The sequence below is a fragment of the Streptomyces sp. BYX5S genome, assembly GCF_054724165.1.
The window spans coordinates 7,700,356-7,719,409 of the sequence record NZ_CM138829.1 but is presented as its reverse complement, the minus strand read 5'-3'; the positions used below and the strand labels follow the sequence as shown (position 1 = coordinate 7,719,409).

Genomic DNA, 19,054 nt, shown 5'->3' with positions numbered 1-19,054 from the left:
CGGTGTCGTCATCATGGCCGGATGACGACCTCACGGGCCCGTACGGGCGAGTGGCTGCTGACGACGGAACTCGGTGAGTTCGAGGCGCGCGCGGGGGAGTTGCTGGCCGGCGACCCGGCGCTGCACACCGTGGCGCTCAGCGTGAGCGCGCGGATGCGGGAGGCCGGCTGGGCGGCCGGGAGCAGACGCTTCGGCGTGTGGACCGGGCCCGACGGGCAGACCGGGGGCTACTTCTTCTGGACGCCACCGCACTTCCTGTACGCGTACCTGCCGGGCGCGGACGCGGGTGGCGGCGAGGCGGCGGCGGGCGCGTTGCTCGACGCCCTCGCCGACGTGTCCGTCGACGGCGTCAACGGCACCCAGGAGGCGACCGGCGCGCTCGCCGCGGCCTGGCGCGAGCGGCACCCCGGCGGGCGGGCCGAGCGCGCGGCGCGGCAGCGGCTGTACCGGCTCGGCGACCTCACGCCGCCCGAGCCGCTGCCCGGCGGCCGGGCCCGGATCGCGGGCGGGGCCGACCGGGGCCTCCTCGCCGACTGGCACCTCGCCTTCGACGCGGAGGCGCACACCCGCGACGCCACGACGCGCGAGCAGGCCGGGGAGTGGGCCGACGAGCGCATCGCCTACGGAGGCGTCACGTTCTGGGAGGACGCCGACGGCACACCGCTGTCGATGGCGGGCGTCACCCGCAAGTCGGTCGGCACCGTGCGGGTCGCCCCCGTCTACACGCCGCCCGCACTGCGCGGCCGGGGGTACGCGGCCGCGGTGACCGCGGAGGTCAGCCGGGCCGCGCGGGAGGCGGGAGCCGGAGAGGTGCTGCTCTTCACGGACCTCGCGAACCCCACGAGCAACGCCCTCTACCAGCGCCTCGGCTACCGCCCGGTGCGGGACTTCGCGGTGTGGGAGTTCACGGGATGAGCGGCGGTAGGACGGAGCGTCACGGCCACAGCAACTCCTTGGCCCAGCCGTCCGGCGTACGGCGGTAGCGCAGGCGTACGTGGCGTCTGCGGGCGTCGCCCTGGAAGAACTCCACCTCGTCCGGGGCGAGTTCGTAGACCGTCCAGGACGGGACGGCGGCGTCCGGTTCGCGCTGCGCGCGCTGCCACGCCGCGTCGGAGGCGCGCTCCAACTCCTCGCAGGAGCCGAGCGGTTCGCTCTGGTGGCCGACGAGGGCGGAGGCGAGCGCCCCGGTCGAGCGGGCGTGCAGATCGGCGTGCGCGACCTCCGGCGGGGCCGTGCGGACGGGGCCGCGTACACGGACCTGGCGGCCCTGCACCGGCCAGTAGAAGCCGAGCGCGGCGTACGGGCGGGCGGCGAGCTGGCGGCCCTTCGCGCTGCCCGCGTGCGAGGCGAAGTGCCAGCCGTGCGTCTCGTCGGCGCCGTGCAGCATCACCGTACGGACATCGCCGCGCCCCTCCGCGTCCGTCGTCGCCAGCGACGGCGTGTGCGGCTCGGGCTGCCCCGCCGCCACGGCCGCGGCGAACCACTCCGTGAACAGAGCGAGCGGCGCGTCGGGCGCCCCGCGCGGGTCGAACTCGGGCAGCTCGGTGTCCCACACGCGCAGGGACCGCAGCAGGGCGTCCAGATCGGGTCGGTCGGGTTCCGGTTCCATGGGGTGATTGTCGCGCGGGGGTGCGGGTGGGGCGCGGCGCGGGGCCGCCGCCCTGCGGTGGGTCGTACTGCTCGGCGTCGGGCCCTAGCCGCGGGTCAGGGACGCCACCGTGCCGAGGGTCGTCCAGGTGCCGCCCGTGCTGCGTTGCACCCAGACGGGGTGGGCCGTGGTGGCGGGGGAGGTGAGGGTGTGGTCGCCCTGGAGGCCGTGGATGCGGACGCCGGGCAGGGCGGCGGTGAGGTGGCCGCGGACCTCGGCGGGGTCGGTGTCGTTCACCGCGCGCGCCCGGAACGCGGCGACGACCGCCTGCGTCGCCTCGTACTCCTCCAGGGCCCCGGGCCGTGTCATCAGCGGACGCACCCGTGCGCACCAGGCGGCCTCCTGGGTGCACTCGCCGGTGCGGGGCGGGCCGTCGGAGACGGTGCGGAAGCGCAGGACGCCGTCCGTGACCTGCCGTTCCCGGGGGTTGCCGGCCGGGTCGCAGTCGGTCCTGCGGTCGGGGGCGAGGACGATCCGGCCCCGGTGGCCGGCGGCGCGCAGGGCCTGTACGTTGCGCTGCTGCCCCGCCTCGTCGGCCAGGTACACCGTGTCGGGGCGGGCGTCGGCGAGGAGGGCGCGCAGCTCGTCGGCCGTCATGGCGTGCGGCGGGGCCGGGGCGGTCGCGTAGTGGCGGGAGGCGTCGCGGCCCGCGTCGAAGAGGTCGCGCGGCACCTGTGGCGCGGCGCCCTTCGTGACCAGGAGCCGCTTGGTGCGCAGGACGGTGTCGAGGTGCGCGGCGAACTGCGTGCCCAGCACCGCGTCGGACCCGGCGGGGAACCGGCCCCGCGAGCCCGTCACGGGGCCGGACTGGCAGGTGCTGAAGCCCGGCGTCCCCTTCATGAACCCCGGGGTGGCCGCCGCGGGGCCGACGAGCGCGACGACGTCCGGGTAGCGGCGCGCGAACTCCCGCGACGACATCGCCGTGGCCCGCGGCACCGCCACGACGTCCAGCGGCAGCAGCCCCGCGTAGTCGTCCAGTGCCCGCCGCACCGCCTTCGTGTCGACGGCGTCCCCGCGCCCCGTGACGGCGATCCGGAACGTGGGCTGCTCCAGGGGCCCCACCGCCGCCCGCGGACCCGGCCCGCCACCGTCGATCGCCACGGGTACGGCGACCCCCGCGCCCGCACAGAGCAGCGCCACGGCCCCCAGCACCACCGCCCTCCGCCTCCCCCAGGCCCCCCTCCACCGCGCCCCACCCACACCCGGCCTCGCGCCCGCACCGCTGCCAGGCGCCGCCGCCGGAACCGCCACCTGCGCCAGCTTCCGCGTACGCGGCGCCACCGGCACCGCCCCGGTGGCAGCCGTCGGCGACGCCCCACCGGAGCCACCCCCACCGGAGGCGCCTCCGCGCAACGCCCCCTCCAGAGCCCCTTCCAACACCCCCACCACCACGCCCGCGTCCCCCGGCCGGCTCCCCGCCTCCTTCGCCATCAGGGACAGCACCAACTCGTCCACGGCACGCGGCACTTCGGGGCGTGCCCGGCTCGGGCGCAGGGGGGTGTCGTGGAGGTGGTTGTACATGACTCCGGCCGCGGGGCCCACGAACGGCGGGCGGCCGACGAGGAGTTCGTACAGGACGCAGCCCAGCGCGTACAGGTCGATCCGGCCGTCCCCCGGCTCCTGCCGGAACCGTTCCGGCGCCATGTACTGCACGCTGCCGATCGGCAGCATGCCGGTCCGGGTGAGGCGGGTCGCCGCCTCCGCGCCCTCCAGGTACGCCGCGATCCCGAAGTCGAGGATCTTCACGGCCCCCGGGTCGCCGGGCACGACCATCAGGTTCGCGGGCTTGATGTCCCGGTGCACGATCCCGGCGGCATGCGCGGCGGACAGCCCGAGCGCCGTCTGCCGCGCCCACTCCAGCGCCCGCTCGACCGGCACCCGCACCTCGCGCCGCAGGATCTCCTGCACCGACTCGCCGGAGATCAATTCCATGACGAGGTACGGGACGTCGCCCCCGCCCGCGTCGTCCGTCCCGTGGTCGTGCACCGTCACCACGTACGGACTCGACAGCGCCGCGACCGCCCGCGCCTCGCGCCGGAAGCGGCGCAGCAGCTCCTGCCGCTCCCCGGCCCCGACGTCCTCCGGCGGCGCGAAGAGCTTCGCGGCGACGAGCCGCCCGAGGTTCTCGTCGCGGGCGCGCCACACCTGCCCCATGCCACCCGCCCCGACGGGCTCCAGGAGCCGGTACCGACCGCTCAGCAGACGTCCCCGCATGGCGCCCGACGCTAACCCCGGAATCGTCAACTCACTGTCTCGGGACGGAACTCAACCCATAACGGTTCCGCCCCTGACCACCCCAGGCACCATCGTCCGAGGTGCCCTCACCGCCCCAGCACCACCGTCCCCGCCGAACAGAACCACCCGCCCGTCCCCGACGCCACCGCCAGCCGGGGCAGCGAGCCGTCCGCGCGCCGCACCTGGTGGTCGCCCGCCTCGCCGCGCAGCTGCCGCGCCGCCTCCACCAGCAGGAACAGGCCGCGCATGCCGGGGTGCTGGGCGGAGAGGCCGCCGCCGTCGGTGTTCGTCGGCAGCTCGCCGTCGTGCAGCAGGCGCCCCTTCTCGACGAAGGCGCCGCCCTCGCCCTTCGCGCAGAACCCGAGGTCCTCCAGCGTCACGAGCGTCATGTACGTGAAGGCGTCGTAGACCTCCGCGATGTCGATCTCGGACGGCCGCACGCCCGCCCGCTCGAACGCGAGGCGCCCGCTGACCGCCGCCGGGGAGACCGTGAAGTCGTCCCACTCCGACATCGTCGTGTGCGACACGTGCTCGCCCGACCCCAGCACCCACACCGGCTCCTGCGCGCAGTCGGGCAGCAGGTCCTCGGCGACGAGCAGCACCGCGGCGCCGCCGTCCGAGCGGATGCAGCAGTGCAGCTTGGTGAACGGGTCGGCGATCATCGGCCCGTCCAGGACCTCGTCGACCGTGACCGGGTCGCGGAACATGGCGTCCGGGTTGCGGGCGGCGTTCGCGCGCGTCTGCACCGCCACCTGCGCGAGCTGCTCCAGCGTCGTGCCGTACTCGTGCATGTGGCGGCGGGCCGCCATCGCGTACTTGGCGATCAGCGAGTGCCCGTACGGCACCTCGAACTGGAGCGGTCCGCGGGCGCCGAACGACAGGTTGGACGTGCGGCGCCCGGCCTTGATGTCGGCGCGGGCCGTCGAGCCGTAGACGAGGAGGACGGCGCGCGCGTGCCCGGTGGCGATCGCGTCCGCCGCGTGCGCCGCCATCACCTCCCACGTCGAGCCGCCGACCGAAGTGGAGTCCACCCAAAGGGGTTTGAGCCCCAGGTACTCGGCGATCTCGACCGGCGCGAGGGTGCCGAGGCCCGCGCTCGCGAAGCCGTCGACGACGTCGGGGGCGAGCCCCGCGTCGGCGAGCGCCCGGCGGGCGGCCTGGGCGTGCAGGGCGTAGGGGGTGGCTTCGTCGACGCGGCCGCAGTCGGAGAGGGCGATGCCCGCTATCGCGACCTTGTTACGGTGATCGGTCATGGATCTGACGGTACATCAGATAAGGGTGCGCGCAGGAGTGTGCGTGGCTCTGGGCATCCCGCCGTCCCCGCTCTAACATGACGCCCCGTCAGAAAGGGGCCCCCATGGACGCCAGGTTCACCGAGGAACAGCAAGAGATCCGCCGTACCCTGCGCGAACTCGCCACCAAGCGCTGCACCCCGGACGACGTCAAGGCAGCCACCCGCACCCCCGCGGGCCACGACCCCGCCCTGTGGGGCACGCTCAGCACGGAGCTCGGGCTCCCGGGCCTCGCGCTGCCCGAGGAGTACGGCGGGGTGGGCGCGGCCGTCGTGGAACTCGCGCTCGTCGAGGAGGAGTTGGGGCGGGTGCTGGCGCCCACTCCGCTGCTCGCCACCAGCGGGCTCGCGGCCCCGCTGATCGCCGCGCTCGGCACCGACGCGCAGCGCGCCGCGCTGCTGCCGGGGATCGCCGGGGGCGCCCTGACCGCGACCCTCGCCGTGCCGGGCACCGGCCTCGCCACCGCGCTCGGCCTCGTCGCCGACAACACCGGCGACTGGGCGGGCGGCGGCCGCGCGGGCGGTGTCCAGGCCGGCCGTACCCCGGAGGGCTGGCGGCTGTACGGGCAGGCCGAGCAGGTGCTCGACGGGCACAGCGCCGGGCTGCTGCTCGTCGCCGCGCACACCGGTGGCTTCGCCCGCTCCCGCACCCTGCTGTTCCTCGTGCGCGAGGACGCCCCCGGCCTCGTCCGCGTACGGCAGACGGCCATGGACGAGACGCGGCCGCAGGCACGCGTCGAACTGCGGGACGTGGCAGCCGAGTTGCTGGGCACGGAGGACGGCGACGTGACCGGCGCGCTCGCCGCCGTCGGCGACACCGCCGCGACGCTGCTCGCCGCCGAGGCCGTCGGCGCCGCAGACCGGGCCCTGGAGCGGACCGTCGACTACGTCAAGGAGCGGGAGCAGTTCGGCCGACCCGTCGGCTCCTTCCAGGCGGTCAAGCACCGGCTGGCCGATGTGTACGTCCAGGTGCAGGCGGCGCGCTCGGCCGCGTACTACGCGGCGTGGGCGGCGAGCACCGCGGGGGAGGCCGGGGTCGGTGGGCTCGCGCTCGCGCAGGCCCTCGAAGCGCTGCGGACCGGCGCGGGGGAGGCCGTGCAGCTGCACGGCGGCATCGGCTTCACCTGGGAGCACGAGGCGCATCTGTACCTGAAGCGGGCCACCGGCGACGAGCTGCTGTTCGGGCCGGTGCACCTGCTGCGGGACCGCGCCGCGCAGGCCGCCGGGCTGTTCGCGCCGGGCCCCGGCCTGGAGGTGGCGGTCTGATGGCGCCACCGGGGATCAAGCTCGTGCAGAAGGTGTCCTCGACGCGTACCTTCGCCCGCCTCGCACCGCACGTCATCCCGGCCATGGACCGCGCCGTGCACCGGCTCACCCGCGGAAAAGTGCTGCTCAGCGCACAGATGCTGCCGGGCGTGATCCTCACCGTGCGGGGCGCGAGGAGCGGGATCGAGCGGCGTACCCCGCTCGCCTGCATGCCGGAGCGGGATCGCGGGAGGGAGGACGGGCGGAAGAAGGGGACCTGGCTGCTGATCGGCTCGAACTTCGGGCGGCCCGGCCACCCGGCCTGGACCGCGAACCTGCTCGCGCACCCGGACGCGGAGATCAACTGGCGCGGCGCCGACATCCCGGTGACGGCCCGGCTCCTCACGGGCCCGGAGCGGGCGGAGGCGTGGGCCGCGGCGCTGGCGTTCTGGCCGCCCTACGCCACGTACCAGAAGCGCGTGGAGCGGGAGATCCGGCTGTTCCGGCTGGAGCGCCGCTGAACGGGGGACGCGGGAACTGCAACAGCGGCGGCTCACGTTGCACCACGCGAACCGCCGCCGCACGACAGGACCAGGAAGGCGTTACTTGGTGGGCTTCTTTCCGGTCACGCCCAGGTGCACCAACAGCGCCACGTTCGGCTTGAGTTCGGCCTGCTTGACGCCCCAGGTCTGGAAGCCCTTCTGGTGCGAGGCGACCGCGGCGAGCATCGCGACGAGCGAACCGGCGACCGCGGCCGGGCTCACGTCCTTGTCGACCTTGCCCTTGTCCTGAAGCTCCTTGACCGCGTCCGCAAGGGAGTTGTTCACCGAGTTCAGGATCTTCATGCGGAGCTTGTAGAACCGCTTGTCGCCCTCGGCCGCGCCGAGGTCGACGACCCGCAGGATCGCGTCGTTCTTGCGCCAGAACTCCAGGAACCCGTCCACGAGTTCCTGCGCCGTGGCCCAGCCGGCCTTGCCGACCCAGGAGCGGTCCGCGACCAGTTCGGTCAACCCCGCGCCTTCGGTGGCCATTTGCTCGGCGATCTCCAGGACGGCGCCCTCGACGTCCGGGAAGTACTGGTAGAAGGTCGCGGGCGAAGTGCCCGCCTTTCGCGCGACATCAATGACTTTGACGTCCCGGTAGGGCGAGGAGCTGAGCATCTCGCCGAGGCAGTCGAGCAGCTTCTGACGTGTTGCCTGACCACGCCGTCCGGCCACGCGGCCGTCGACGGTCCGTACTTGTCCTGTCATGCCGTCAGCTTACCGAGGGGTGATCGGAGCGCGATCTGACTGACTGCAAATGGGGTTGGCCCTCCCGGCCTCCGGTCAAATGACGCGCCGTGACCGACGGGAACTGGCCAAACGTTCGAATTTCAAGCGCCGGGGCCCGTCCGCCCTGGCTAGCGTGGCGCGCATGCGCCCCGCCCGTTCCGGCTTTCACGGTCATTCCGAGTTTCCCGAAGGGGCTCCGTGCTGGGCCGACGTCCGGCTCGCGGACGTCGAGGCGGGCAAGCGGTTCTACGGGGATCTGCTCGGCTGGACCTTCGACGAGGGCGCGAGCGCTGAGCGCGACTACTACACGGCGGCGTACAGCGAGGACCTGGCCGTCGCCGCCCTCGCCCCCGCCGATCTGGGCGTCCAGTGGCGGGTGCACCTGGCGGTGCGCGACGCCTACGCCGCCGCCGAACGGGTCTTCGCGGCGGGCGGCCACATCGTGGCGGGCCCGCTGCCGGGCGGCACCGAGGCGACCGTGGCGCTCGCCCGGGGGCCGGAGGGGGCCGCGTTCGTGCTGCGGCAGGCGGGGAGCCACCGCGGGTTCGAGCGGGTGGGCGGGGCCGGGGCGTTCCGCGGGGCGGAACTCCTGACACCCGACCCGGCGCTGAGTGATTCCTTCTACGGAGCCGTATTCGAGGGGGGAGCCCTCGGTGCGGGCGCCTTCGGGAGGAGCACCTTCGAGGAGGCCGCCGGCGCCGGCGGAGCCCTTGTGGGGGCGGTCCGTCGCGGGGTCGCCGGCCCGGAGCCCGGCCGGTTTCTGCTGTACTTCGGGTGCGCCGACGCCGCCGCCACCGCGGCGTCCGCCGTCCGGCTGGGCGGGCGGGTGCGGGTGGGGCCGGGCCCCACGGCGTACGGACACGGCGCCGTGATCGAGGATGATCAAGGGGCGGTGTTCGCGGTGTGCGAGCAGCCGGCACCGCGAAGGCCGTGACGCACGAGCCCGGATTGTTCCGAGACATCCCGTTTTGCCCCGAGGTTCGCAACTGAGGGCCGGGACAGGAAGAATCGGGGTGCGTGCCGCCGTGGCGCTTCGGTGGTGAGACGCTGACGGGGGCCGTAAGTGCGGTGGCCCGTACGGGGAGGTGGCAGGCAAGTGATGGATCAGCTGACGCAGCACGATCCGCGGCGGATCGGTCCGTTCGAGGTCCTGGGACGGCTCGGCGCGGGCGGCATGGGCCTGGTCTATCTGGCGCGCTCGGCATCGGGCCGACGCGTGGCGATCAAGACGGTGCGCACGGAGCTCGCCGAGGACCAGCTGTTCCGGGTCCGTTTCACGCGCGAGGTCGAGGCGGCGCGGGCGGTGTCCGGCTTCTACACGGCCGCCGTCGTCGACGCCGACCCGCGCGCGGCCGTGCCCTGGCTCGCCACCGCGTACGTGCCCGCGCCCTCCCTCGAAGAAATAGTGAACGAGACCGGGCCGCTGCCCGCCCAGGCCGTCCGCTGGCTCGCGGCCGGCATCGCGGAGGCCCTCCAGTCGATCCACGGCGCGGGCCTCGTGCACCGTGACCTCAAGCCGTCGAACGTGCTGGTCGTCGAGGACGGCCCGCGCGTCATCGACTTCGGCATCGCGTCCGGCGTCTCGAACACGCGCCTGACCATGACGAACGTCGCGGTGGGCACGCCCGCGTACATGTCGCCCGAGCAGGCGAAGGACTCGCGCAGCGTCACCGGCGCCTCGGACGTCTTCTCCCTCGGCTCGACCCTGGTCTTCGCGGCGACCGGGCACGCCCCGTTCCACGGCGCGAACCCCGTCGAGACCGTGTTCATGCTGCTGCGCGAAGGCCCCGACCTGGAAGGACTCCCGGAGGAGCTGCGGCCGCTGCTTGAAGCGTGCATGCAGATGGACGCCGCCCAGCGGCCCTCCCCGGCCGACCTCCAGTCCCAGCTCGCCCCGCACCTCTTCGGCGCGGGCAGCGACGACAGCGGGACCGCGTCCGCGTGGCTGCCCGAGCGGTCCGTGGCGCTCATCGAGGCGCGCCGCGGCGGCCGCCCCGCCCCGAAGCCCGCCCCGCACCGGGCGCCCGGCCCGCCGAACGGCCAGGGCGGCGCCCCCATCCCGGCGATGCCCTCGCAGCCGCCCGCCCCGCCCCGCTCACCCGTCTCCGCGGACAGCTGGCGGCACTCGCCCGTCCCCGCGGGCCAGAGCCTCGTCGCCGACGGGCCCGTGCACCTGGCCGGGGCACAGGTCCCCATCGGCCCCGGGCCCCGGGTCGCCGACGCCCGCGCCGCCGCCGTGAAGGCACCGCCCGCCGAGTCCGGCCTCGCCGGATCGTGGTCCCGGTCCAAGCCCGCCGTGAACGGCACGCACGAACCGGCGGTGCCCGCGCCCGCCGCCGCCGAGGGCGCGCCCTGGCGGCCCTGGCGCTTCCGCATGTCCAACGACGTGTGGGGGACACCCGCCGTCGCGGGCGATCTCGTCTACGTCACGTCGTTCGAGGTGCACGTCCTGGACGTGGCCACCGGGCGGCGCCGCTTCAAGACCCGCGACGTCGCGTGGTCCATGGCCGTCGCCGACGGCTGCATCCACGCCTCCGACGGCCCCACCCTGTGGGCGCTCGACGCCCGCGACGGCAGCGACCTGTGGCGCGTCCAGACCGACGCCTGGGTGTACGCGCTCCAGGCCGACCACGGCACCGTCGTCACCGCCACCCGCGGCGGCGGCGTCCAGGCCCGCGAGGCCGTCAGCGGCGACGTCCTGTGGGAGATCACCGGCTGCCAGACCGACTTCGAGGCCGCCGAGGCCGGGCCCGTCCTGCACGAGCGCACGGTCTACGTGTGGCAGGACGCGCGCCTGCGCGCCCTCGACGCCCGCACCGGCGACGAGCGCTGGTCCTACCCCATCGGCGACGCGGCCTCCTGCGGCGGCGTCCCGATGCGCCTCACCCCCGCGTCCGACGGCTACGTGTACGTGGCCGCCGGCACCCGCGTCCTCGCCGTCGACGCCGCCTCCGGACACGTCCGCTGGCACTTCGAGGCGCCCGCCGTCTTCCTCAGCGCCCCCGCGTTCGCCCCCGGCGCCGCGGTCACCGGCGGTGGCGTCTACCTCGTCGACCACCTCGGCACGGTGTACGCGCTCGACGCCACGGACGGCCGCGACCGCTGGCGCATCGCCACGGAGGCCCGCCCGTCCTCGGTCGACCCCGTCCTCGTCGCCCAGGGCCACGTCCACGTCGGCAGCGGCCAGGGCCTCTACACGCTGGACGCCGTGACCGGCACCCCGAAGTGGCGCTTCCAGGCGGGCGGCGAGATCGTCGGCTCCCCCGTCGTCGCGGACGGCCGCATCCACTTCGGCTCCACCGACCACCTCCTCTACACCCTCAAGGCCGACGACGGCCGCCTCCGCTGGAAACTCGCCACCGGAGGCGAAATCACCGGCACCCCCGTCGTCCGCGACGGCGTCGTCTACGCGTGCAGCAAGGACCGCTGCGTCTACGCCCTGGACGCGGAGAAGGGCACGGGCACGAGCCGCTGAGACCGCGGGGCTCCGCCCCGGACCCCGCGCCCCTGCCGTTGCGCCTCGGGGCTCTGCCCCGGACCCCGCGCCTCAATCGCCGGCGAGGCTTGAGGGATCAAGCCCCTGCGGCGATTGAGCAGCGGGGTCCGGGGCGGAGCCCCGCGGCCTCCCCACGGGGGCCCGTGCCCGATAGGGTGCCCGGCGTGATGAAACGGGGACTGAAACTGACCGCGGTGGCGACCCTCGTGGTCGTCGCCCTCACGGGCTTCACCACCGGCCGCCACGGCCACTCCAAGAGCCGCAGCAGCGGCACCGGCGGCGGATGCAGCAGCTCGTCGCAGAAACACGACTCCTCATCCTCCGGCTACTCCGGCACCCACCACCGCTACAACACCGGCACCCGCCACGGCTCCACCGCCTCCGCGTCCTCCTCGCCGAGCGACCTGCGCAACGGCACCGTACGGCTGCTCAAGTGCGCCGACGCGAACCGGGCGTACGCCACCGTCGAGGTCACCAACCCCAACAGCAGGCGCGCCCGCTTCGACGTGCACGCCACCTTCCTCGACGCGAACGGCTCCACGGTGACCGCGCTCTTCCACAAGGTGGAGGTGACCGCGAACGGCAGGGCGACCGCCAAGGTGCCGGTCGGCAGCAAGGGCCTCGCCGCCGACGTGGACCGCTGCGACATCGACCCGGAGGCCCTCGTCCAGCGCTGAACCCCTCTCAGCGCACCCCGAACTCCCGCCCGCCCGCACGCGACTCGAACAGCTCGGCCTGCCGCTCCGGCGGCAGGTTCCCGAGCTTGATCAGATCCGGGGCCTGCGCGAACGCGTGCCCCCGCGCCGCCTCCGTCGCCTTCCACACCGCCTTCACCGTCCCCTGCACCGCCTCCGTCGGATACCCGGCGATCACCTCGGCGCACCGCACCGCCGCCGCCAACGCCCCACCCGGAGCGGTCACTTCGGACACCAGCCCCACCTCGTACGCCCGCCGCGCCGACATCCGCTCCGCCGCCCCCATGAGCGCCAGCCGCGCCACCTCGCCCGGCGGCATCCGCTGCGCGAGGTAGATCGACTCGAAGGCGTTGACCATGCCGTACGTGGTGTGCGGGTCGAAGAACGTCGCGGTCTCGTCCGCCACCACGAACTCCGACTCCCCGATGAGGTAGAACGCCCCGCCGCAGGCCATCCCGCCGACCGCCGCGATCACCGGTTTCCACAGGTCGTTGGCCTTGGGGCCGACCGTCGGCAGCGGATCGTCCGCCGAGTACGGCGACCCCGGCTGCGGCACGTCCCACCCGCGGTCGATCCCCGTGCAGAACGCCCGGTCGCCCGCCCCCGTGAGCACCACCGCGCGCACGGTGTCGTCGAACCGGAACTCCCGCCACGTCGCCGTCAGTTGGGCGACCGTCGGCTGGTCCAGCGCGTTGAGGCGGTGCGGACGGTCGAGCGTGACGGTGGCGACGCCCGTGCTCTTGTCGATCTCCGTACGCACGGTCATGAGCGCTCCAGTACCCAGCGCGGCACCGTCACGCCGTCCACCTCCGCGAACACCACCTGCACCCTCGCCCCGATCCTGATGCGCTCCGGGTCGACGGAGTTCAGCGGGGCGTCCGCGCTCGCGACGAGGTTGCCGACGAGGCGGATCCGGGGGGCCTCGGCGAGTTCGACGACGACCGCGTTGTACGGGGCGTGGGCGGCGTACGCCGGGAGGAGCGGGGGGTGCGGGATCACGTAGGACCAGACGCGTCCCCGGCCGCTCATCCTGCGCCACTCGCTGTCGAAGGACTGGCAGTGCGGGCAGCAGGGGCGGGGCGGGAAGCGGAGTTCACCGCAACTCGGGTTGGCGCAGGCCTGTATCCGCAGTTCGGCGCGGGTCGCGTACTCCCAGAAGGGGGCGCCGTCGTCGTCGGGGGTCGGTGTGAGCAACTCCGAGGTACTCACCACGTCAGCCATATCTCTCCTCCGGTCAACCGTTCCATTTCTCCAGCCGCACCACATCAAGCCCCGCACGGCCGTCTCGGCGGGCCAATCAAGCCCCTGCGGCGATTGAGCAGCGGGGTCCGGGGCGGAGCCCCGGGAGCGCAACCCCTCCGGGGCTGAGGCCGCGGGGCTCCGCCCCGGACCCCGCCGCTCAATCGCCGCGGAGGCTTGATCGGGTCACCCCGCGCGGAGCAGGAGCGCGGACGTGGGGACCCCCTCACCCGCCGTCACGAGACACGCCCCCGCCCCCGGCACCTGCGCCGTACTCACGCCCCGCAACTGCTTCACCCCCTCATTGATGAGGTTGAACCCGTGGACGTACGCCTCCGAGAGCCCCCCGCCCCCCGTGTTGATGGGCAGCCGCCCACCGATCTCCAGCGCCCCGCCCTCGGTGAACGCCGCCCCCTCGCCCCGCCCACAGAACCCGTACCCCTCAAGGGAGAGCGGGATGAGCGGGGTGAACGCGTCGTAGATCTGGGCGACGTCGACGTCCTCGGGCTGGAGGTCGGAGTGCTTCCACAGATGGCGCGCCGCGGTCCACGCGGGACCGGTGAGCGGGTCGTCGTTCCAGTAGTTGACCATGCCGTGGTGCTGCGCCGGCAGGCCCTGCGCCGCGGAGTGCACGTACACCGGCTTGCGACGGCAGTCCCGCGCCCGCTCGGCGGAGACGATGACGCAGGCCAACGCCCCGTCCGTTTCAAGGCAGTTGTCGAAGAGGCAGAGGGGTTCGCTGATCCATCGCGAGGTCATGTACATCTCGCGGGTGAGGGGGCGCTCGTACATCATCGCCGCCGGATTCTGGTTGGCCCGGTTGCGGCAGGCGAGCGCGACGTTGAAGAGGTGGTCGCGGGTGGCGCCGTACTCGTGCATGTAGCGGCGGGCCAGCATGCCGATCTCGTCGGCGGGCCGCAGCAGCCCGAAGGGGCGGGTCCACTGCGCGGGCGTGGGGAGCTGGACGGCCGTGTTCTTCCAGGGGCGCGGCCCGCTGCCCCGCTTGCGGGAGCGCCAGGCCACGCCCACGCTCGCCTGCCCGGTGGCGATCGCCGCGACGAGATGCGCGACCGTCGCGCACGAACCGCCGCCGCCGTAACCGACCTTGGAGAAGAACGTGACGTCACCGGCGCCGATGGCCTTCGCCACCTCGACCTCGTCCGTCTCCTCCATCGTGTACGAGGCGAAGCCGTCCACCTCGGAGGGGGATATCCCCGCGTCGTCGAGCGCGTCCACGATCGCGCGGCACGCCAACGTCTTCTCGGATTCCGGGAGTTGTTTGGCGAAGGCCGTCTGTCCGATGCCGACGATGGCCGTCGCGTCCTTGAGTCCCGCCATGGACACACCCCCACAAGGTTGCCGTCTGTCGCCTGGTTCGCTCTGCTGACAGCGCGTCAGGCTACAGCTAATCTGACGGATAGTCAGCTACGGCGTTGTGGGAGGTCGTCCGATGCTTACGGATGCGGAGTGGGGAACGGTCCCGGAGCTGGTACGGGACGCGGCCGAGCGGCACGGCGGCCGTGAGGCCGTCGTCGAGGGCCGCACCCGGATCTCGTACGCCGAACTCGGCGAGCGCGTCGAACGGGCCGCCGCCGCGTGCGTGGCGGCGGGCGTGACGGCGGGCGACCGGGTCGCGCTCTGGGCGCCGAACACCCTGGACTGGATCGTCTCGGCGCTCGGCGCCGTGAGCGCGGGCGCCGTCCTCGTCCCCCTCAACACCCGCTTCAAGGGCGCCGAGGCCGCCGACATCCTCGACCGCTCCCGCGCCCGCCTCCTCTTCGTCACGGGCACCTTCCTCGGCACCTCGTACGTGGCGTCACTGCGCCGCGCCCAGGACGCGGGAGCCGAACTCCCGCACCTGGAACGGGTCGTGGTCTTCGGCGACACCGCCCCGGACGCACCCGGGTACAGCACCTGGAAGGACTTCCTCGCGGGCGGCGACAAGGTCACGGGCGAGCAGGTGCGCGCCCGGTCGGCCGGCATCGCGCCGTCGGACCCCTCCGACATCATCTTCACGTCCGGTACGACGGGCCGCCCCAAGGGCGCCGTCATCACCCACGCCCAGACGCTGCGCGGCTACGAGATCTGGTCCGACCTGGCCGGCCTGCGCGAGGGCGACCGCTACCTGATCGTGAACCCCTTCTTCCACACCTTCGGCTACAAGGCGGGCATCATCGCCTGCCTGATGCGCGGCGCCACGATGGTCCCGCAGCCCGTCTTCAACGTCGACACCGTCCTCGCCAACATCGCCTCCGAACGCATCTCCGTCCTCCCCGGCCCGCCCACCCTCCACCAGTCCCTCCTCGACCACCCGGCCCGCGACACCCACGACCTGTCCGCGCTGCGCCTGGTCGTCACGGGCGCGGCGGTCGTCCCGCTGCAACTCGTGGAACGGCTGCGCGGCGAACTCGGCGTCGACACCGTCCTGACCGCGTACGGGCTCTCCGAGGCCAGCGGCATCGTCACGATGTGCCGCCGCGGCGACCCCGCCGAACTGATCGCGCAGACCTCGGGCCGGGCCATCCCCGGCACGGAGGTGCGCGTGGAGTCCTCCGGACCCGGCGAACCCGGCGAGGTCCTGGTCCGCGGCTTCAACGTCATGCGCGAGTACTTCGAGGACCCCGCCGCCACCGCGGAGACCGTCACCGAGGACGGCTGGCTCCGCACCGGCGACGTGGGCGTCATGGACGAGCAGGGCTACCTGCGCATCACCGACCGCATCAAGGACATGTTCATCGTCGGCGGCTTCAACGCGTACCCCGCCGAGATCGAGCAACTCCTCGGCCTGCACCCCGAGGTCGCCGACGTGGCCGTGGTCGGCGTCCCCGACGGGCGCCTCGGCGAAGTCGGGATGGCGTACGTGGTGCGCAGGCGCGGCGCGACGGTCACCGCCGACGACCTCATCGCCTGGTCACGCCGGGAGATGGCCAACTACAAGGTCCCGCGACAGGTCGCCTTCGTCGGCGAACTGCCGCGCAACGCGAGCGGCAAGGTGGTGAAGGGGGAGCTGCGCCGAGCCTGACGTCAGGCCCCGGCGAACTCCGCGAACGCCGCCCAGGCGCGGGTCCCGACGGAGAGGGTCGGCCCGGTGGCCGGGTCGTTCTTGGAGTCACGGATGTGGATGGCGTCGGCGAAGGCGACTTCGAGGCACTGCCCGCCTTCGTCGCCGCTGTACGTCGACTTGAACCACGTCAGTTCTGCTGCGGTGCCGTTCACGGTTCTCCTAGCAGTCGGTCCAACAGGCCCACGGACTGCTGTGTTGTCAGGGCCTGAGTCCGCAGCATCGCATATTTGCGCTCCAGGATGGATACGTCATAGGGGGCGCCTACCAGTTGGCTTCCGCGCTGCGACTCGGTGTACGCCAGATGCTGGTGATCCGGGGTTTCGAGGAGGGTGAACGGGCCGTTCAGGCCGGCGTTCGACGGGCTGTCGATAGGCAGGAACTGGAGCGAGACCGCGGGGAGTTCGGCGCACACCCGCAGGTGGCGCAACTGTTCACGGCGCACCAGCGGCTCGCCCACCATCGCGTGCAGCACCGGCTCCCACACCACGAAGCTCAGCGTCGGCGGAATCTTGCGGTGCAGGATCTCCTGGCGGGCGACGCGCCCCGCCGTCTTCGCCTCGATCTCGTCCTCGTCGTACGCAGGAACGCGCTCCCGCAGTACGGCCCGCGCGTACTCCTCCGTCTGAAGGATGCCCGGCACGACGAGCGCGTCGTACCAGGAGATGGCTGTGGCCTCCCGCTCCTGCCGCATGTACTCCTCCGCCCACAGCGGGAACTGGTCGATCTCCGGCATGTTGGCCACGCCAATGCTCAACAGGCCCTTCGTGTCGAGGAGTTCGTCCAGCCGCTCCGCCAGATCCGGCAGCAGCGCGCGTCTGCCCTGCTCGATGGAGGCGATGGTCTCCTCTTCCACGCCGACCAGCTCGCCGAGCTGGGACTGCGTGCGGTCCGCTGCCATGCGGGCCGCCTTCAGCTGGCGGCCCAGCATCTTCATCGTCGAGATGTTCCTCTTCCGAGGAGCCTGCCTGGAGGTCATGCTCATAGAACTCCCCCTGTTCGCCCGCCGCGGAGCATCCGGCACCCGTACACCACCCGTACAAAAACGGCGTACGGCCTCACCGGCTGCGCAAAGCTGAACACGCTGCGCGACGGTTGTCCGGTGAACGAGACGATTTCCACCCCCGAGAAGTCGCGGAACCCTCAACTCGCCCTGCGCCGCGAGCGGTTCTACCCGCGGGACCGGCGCACGGTGCCCGCCGCGCGCCGGTTCGCGCGCGACGCGCTGGCCGACTGGGGGCTCGCCGGGCACGAGCGGGCCGAGGACGTGTCGCTGTGCGTGAGCGAACTGGCGACGAACGCGCTGCTGCACGGGGTGCCGCCCGGCCGCGGGTATCAGCTCCACCTGTCGTACGGGGACGGGGTGCTGCGGGTCGAGGTGCACGACAGCGGGGGCGGGGTGCCCCGCGTGGGGGCGGGTGACGGGGAGGGCGGGCGGGGGCTGCTGCTCGTGGCCGCGTGCGCGGACGCGTGGGGCGTGGGGGAGCGCGCGGCGCCGGGGAAGGCGGTGTGGTGCGTGTTCCGGATGTGTCCGTAGCGCGGCCCGGTCAGCGGACCCGGCCGTCCACGACCAGATCCGCCCGCTCCCGGCCGGAGGCCACACGGCGGGCGTTCGCCTCGTCGGAGCGCAGCACCCACGCTCGGGCGTGGGACGGGGACTTGCCGAACTCGACGTGGCGGGCGATCAGACGGTCCACGCGCACCTCGTCGTCCAGCGCCACCCACCACACCTCGTCCAGGAGCGGACGCACGGCCGTCGACCACGGGGGCTCGTCGAGGAGGAGGTAGTTGCCTTCGGTGACGACGAGGGGGACGTCCGGGGCGACCGGGAGCGCGCCCGCCAGGGGCTGCTCCAGGTTCCGCTCGAAGGACGGGGCGTAGACCGTCTCGCCGGGGCGCGGCGAACGCAGCCGGGACAGCAGCGCCCCGTACCCGTACGCGTCGAAGGTGTCAGGGGCCCCCTTGCGGTCCGAGCGGCCCAGGCGGGCCAGCTCCGTGTCCGCCAGGTGGAAGCCGTCCATCGGGACGAGGACCGCGAGCCCGTCCAGGGCGTCCACCAGGGACTCGGCGAGTGTGGTCTTGCCCGCGCCCGGCGGGCCCGCGACGCCGAGGAGCCGGCGCGGGCCGCGGGCGGCCAGAATCCGGGCGCGGGCGGCGAGTTCATCGACGTACGACATGGAACGAGCGTGCCAGGTGACCGGGCCCGGCCGCGCACGGCGTCCCGCCACGGCCTCAGGGACAGGCATGTCCCCGCAGGTCAGAGGGTGGGACGTCCCGCGTGGGCGGCAGCTGTCCGGCAGCCGTCGACCGGGGCGGCCCGGCACCCGCAGTCTCTTGGTGCCGGCCCGGAACGACCGGGCCCGGACATCCGACCTCAGGGGGACGCATCATGCGACCGACCGTCATGACCCGCACGCTGCTCGCCGCGACCGCGGTCCTCGGCCTCACCGCCGGGGGCCTCGCGACCGCCGGCTCCGCCGTCGCGACACCGCCCGCCGCACGGACCGCCGTCACCGCCGACGTCAGCGCGCAGGCCGTGAACAACCTCGGCCTGAGCACCGCCCGCGCCAAGAACTGGCAGTGCTGGGTGGACGGGCAGGGCTTCAACCCCGGCCCGTGGGACGGCAAGCTGGGCAGCAAGAGCTGGAAGGCCGCGCAGAAGATGTTCAACCGGGACAACCCGCAGGGCTACAAGGCGGGCACCGCCGACGGCATCGTCGGCAAGAAGACGATCAAGGCCCTCCAGAGGTACCTGAACGACCTCGGCTACAACGCGGGCGCCACCGACGGCGTCGCCGGCCAGAAGACCAAGGCCGCCTTCCGCGAGTTCAACGCCACCTGCTGAACCCGACGACGAAGGGCCCCGCACCTTT

The 19,054-nt window shown here is 73.6% G+C and carries 19 protein-coding genes; 9 read left to right on the top strand and 10 right to left on the bottom strand.

From position 1 onward, the window contains the following. Positions 1–21 precede the first annotated feature (21 nt). Entirely contained in the window at positions 22–915 is an 894-nt protein-coding gene (locus tag ACYBSK_RS34825) for a GNAT family N-acetyltransferase (protein ID WP_457481231.1), read from the top strand. A 19-nt stretch (positions 916–934) separates the two neighbouring features. Here the strand turns inward: ACYBSK_RS34825 and ACYBSK_RS34820 are convergent, their stop codons facing one another. From ACYBSK_RS34820 to ACYBSK_RS34810, 3 genes are all read right to left on the bottom strand, one after another. Next, the gene (locus tag ACYBSK_RS34820; protein WP_460244478.1) at positions 935–1,609 is read right to left on the bottom strand and encodes a pyridoxine/pyridoxamine 5'-phosphate oxidase; all 675 of its coding nucleotides are present in this window, start codon (positions 1,607–1,609) and stop codon (positions 935–937) included. Between the two features lie 84 nt (positions 1,610–1,693). Continuing rightward, positions 1,694–3,862 (bottom strand): serine/threonine-protein kinase, encoded by a 2,169-nt coding sequence (locus ACYBSK_RS34815; protein WP_460244477.1) that lies wholly within the window; start codon positions 3,860–3,862, stop codon positions 1,694–1,696. A gap of 107 nt (positions 3,863–3,969) precedes the next feature. After that, the gene (locus ACYBSK_RS34810) at positions 3,970–5,136 is read right to left on the bottom strand and encodes a thiolase C-terminal domain-containing protein (protein ID WP_460244476.1); all 1,167 of its coding nucleotides are present in this window, start codon (positions 5,134–5,136) and stop codon (positions 3,970–3,972) included. A gap of 104 nt (positions 5,137–5,240) precedes the next feature. Here ACYBSK_RS34810 and ACYBSK_RS34805 point away from each other — a divergent pair, with 104 nt between their 5' ends. Then, on the top strand, positions 5,241–6,440 hold the full coding sequence (locus ACYBSK_RS34805; protein WP_460244475.1) for an acyl-CoA dehydrogenase family protein: 1,200 nt from the start codon (positions 5,241–5,243) through the stop codon (positions 6,438–6,440). Continuing rightward, positions 6,440–6,940 carry a nitroreductase/quinone reductase family protein gene (locus tag ACYBSK_RS34800; RefSeq protein WP_460244474.1) on the top strand — a complete coding sequence of 167 codons (501 nt, stop codon included), beginning with the start codon at positions 6,440–6,442 and terminating at the stop codon, positions 6,938–6,940. Before ACYBSK_RS34805 ends, ACYBSK_RS34800 begins: the two co-directional genes overlap by 1 nt. A gap of 81 nt (positions 6,941–7,021) precedes the next feature. On the opposite strand, the gene ACYBSK_RS34795 is transcribed toward ACYBSK_RS34800, so the two are convergent. Next, the gene (locus ACYBSK_RS34795; RefSeq protein ID WP_457481224.1) at positions 7,022–7,669 is read right to left on the bottom strand and encodes a TetR family transcriptional regulator; all 648 of its coding nucleotides are present in this window, start codon (positions 7,667–7,669) and stop codon (positions 7,022–7,024) included. 163 nt (positions 7,670–7,832) lie between these two features. Between ACYBSK_RS34795 and ACYBSK_RS34790 the strand changes: the two genes are divergently transcribed. The 3 genes from ACYBSK_RS34790 to ACYBSK_RS34780 all read left to right on the top strand — a co-directional run bounded on the left by ACYBSK_RS34790 (position 7,833) and on the right by ACYBSK_RS34780 (position 11,863). Then, a complete protein-coding gene (locus ACYBSK_RS34790; RefSeq protein ID WP_460244473.1) occupies positions 7,833–8,624 on the top strand; it encodes a VOC family protein in 792 nt (263 codons plus the stop codon). 162 nt (positions 8,625–8,786) lie between these two features. Beyond that, positions 8,787–11,165, top strand: coding sequence for an outer membrane protein assembly factor BamB family protein (locus tag ACYBSK_RS34785; RefSeq protein ID WP_460244472.1), 2,379 nt, complete (start codon positions 8,787–8,789; stop codon positions 11,163–11,165). 188 nt (positions 11,166–11,353) lie between these two features. Continuing rightward, complete coding sequence (locus ACYBSK_RS34780; protein WP_460244471.1) at positions 11,354–11,863, top strand: hypothetical protein; 510 nt, start codon at positions 11,354–11,356, stop codon at positions 11,861–11,863. A gap of 7 nt (positions 11,864–11,870) precedes the next feature. Here ACYBSK_RS34780 and ACYBSK_RS34775 read toward each other — a convergent pair whose 3' ends face one another. The 3 genes from ACYBSK_RS34775 to ACYBSK_RS34765 form a co-directional block, all read right to left on the bottom strand. After that, the gene (locus ACYBSK_RS34775; protein ID WP_460244470.1) at positions 11,871–12,647 is read right to left on the bottom strand and encodes an enoyl-CoA hydratase/isomerase family protein; all 777 of its coding nucleotides are present in this window, start codon (positions 12,645–12,647) and stop codon (positions 11,871–11,873) included. Continuing rightward, positions 12,644–13,102: a Zn-ribbon domain-containing OB-fold protein gene (locus ACYBSK_RS34770; protein WP_460244469.1), complete on the bottom strand. Its 459-nt coding sequence runs from the start codon at positions 13,100–13,102 to the stop codon at positions 12,644–12,646. Before ACYBSK_RS34770 ends, ACYBSK_RS34775 begins: the two co-directional genes overlap by 4 nt. 204 nt (positions 13,103–13,306) lie before the next feature. Continuing rightward, positions 13,307–14,458, bottom strand: coding sequence for a lipid-transfer protein (locus ACYBSK_RS34765; RefSeq protein WP_457481218.1), 1,152 nt, complete (start codon positions 14,456–14,458; stop codon positions 13,307–13,309). A gap of 112 nt (positions 14,459–14,570) precedes the next feature. On the opposite strand from ACYBSK_RS34765, the gene ACYBSK_RS34760 reads away from it, so the two are divergent. After that, complete coding sequence (locus ACYBSK_RS34760; RefSeq protein WP_460244468.1) at positions 14,571–16,142, top strand: FadD3 family acyl-CoA ligase; 1,572 nt, start codon at positions 14,571–14,573, stop codon at positions 16,140–16,142. A 2-nt stretch (positions 16,143–16,144) separates the two neighbouring features. Here the strand turns inward: ACYBSK_RS34760 and ACYBSK_RS34755 are convergent, their stop codons facing one another. Then, on the bottom strand, positions 16,145–16,336 hold the full coding sequence (locus tag ACYBSK_RS34755) for a DUF397 domain-containing protein (RefSeq protein WP_460244467.1): 192 nt from the start codon (positions 16,334–16,336) through the stop codon (positions 16,145–16,147). Next, on the bottom strand, positions 16,333–17,160 hold the full coding sequence (locus tag ACYBSK_RS34750; RefSeq protein ID WP_460244466.1) for a helix-turn-helix domain-containing protein: 828 nt from the start codon (positions 17,158–17,160) through the stop codon (positions 16,333–16,335). Before ACYBSK_RS34750 ends, ACYBSK_RS34755 begins: the two co-directional genes overlap by 4 nt. Positions 17,161–17,283: 123 nt before the next feature. Between ACYBSK_RS34750 and ACYBSK_RS34745 the strand changes: the two genes are divergently transcribed. After that, complete coding sequence (locus ACYBSK_RS34745; protein WP_457481214.1) at positions 17,284–17,718, top strand: ATP-binding protein; 435 nt, start codon at positions 17,284–17,286, stop codon at positions 17,716–17,718. A gap of 10 nt (positions 17,719–17,728) precedes the next feature. Here ACYBSK_RS34745 and ACYBSK_RS34740 read toward each other — a convergent pair whose 3' ends face one another. Next, entirely contained in the window at positions 17,729–18,358 is a 630-nt protein-coding gene (locus ACYBSK_RS34740; RefSeq protein WP_460244465.1) for a nucleoside/nucleotide kinase family protein, read from the bottom strand. Between the two features lie 212 nt (positions 18,359–18,570). On the opposite strand from ACYBSK_RS34740, the gene ACYBSK_RS34735 reads away from it, so the two are divergent. Further along, positions 18,571–19,026, top strand: a complete 456-nt coding sequence (locus ACYBSK_RS34735) for a peptidoglycan-binding domain-containing protein (RefSeq protein ID WP_460244463.1) — start codon at positions 18,571–18,573, stop codon at positions 19,024–19,026. Positions 19,027–19,054 lie beyond the last annotated feature (28 nt).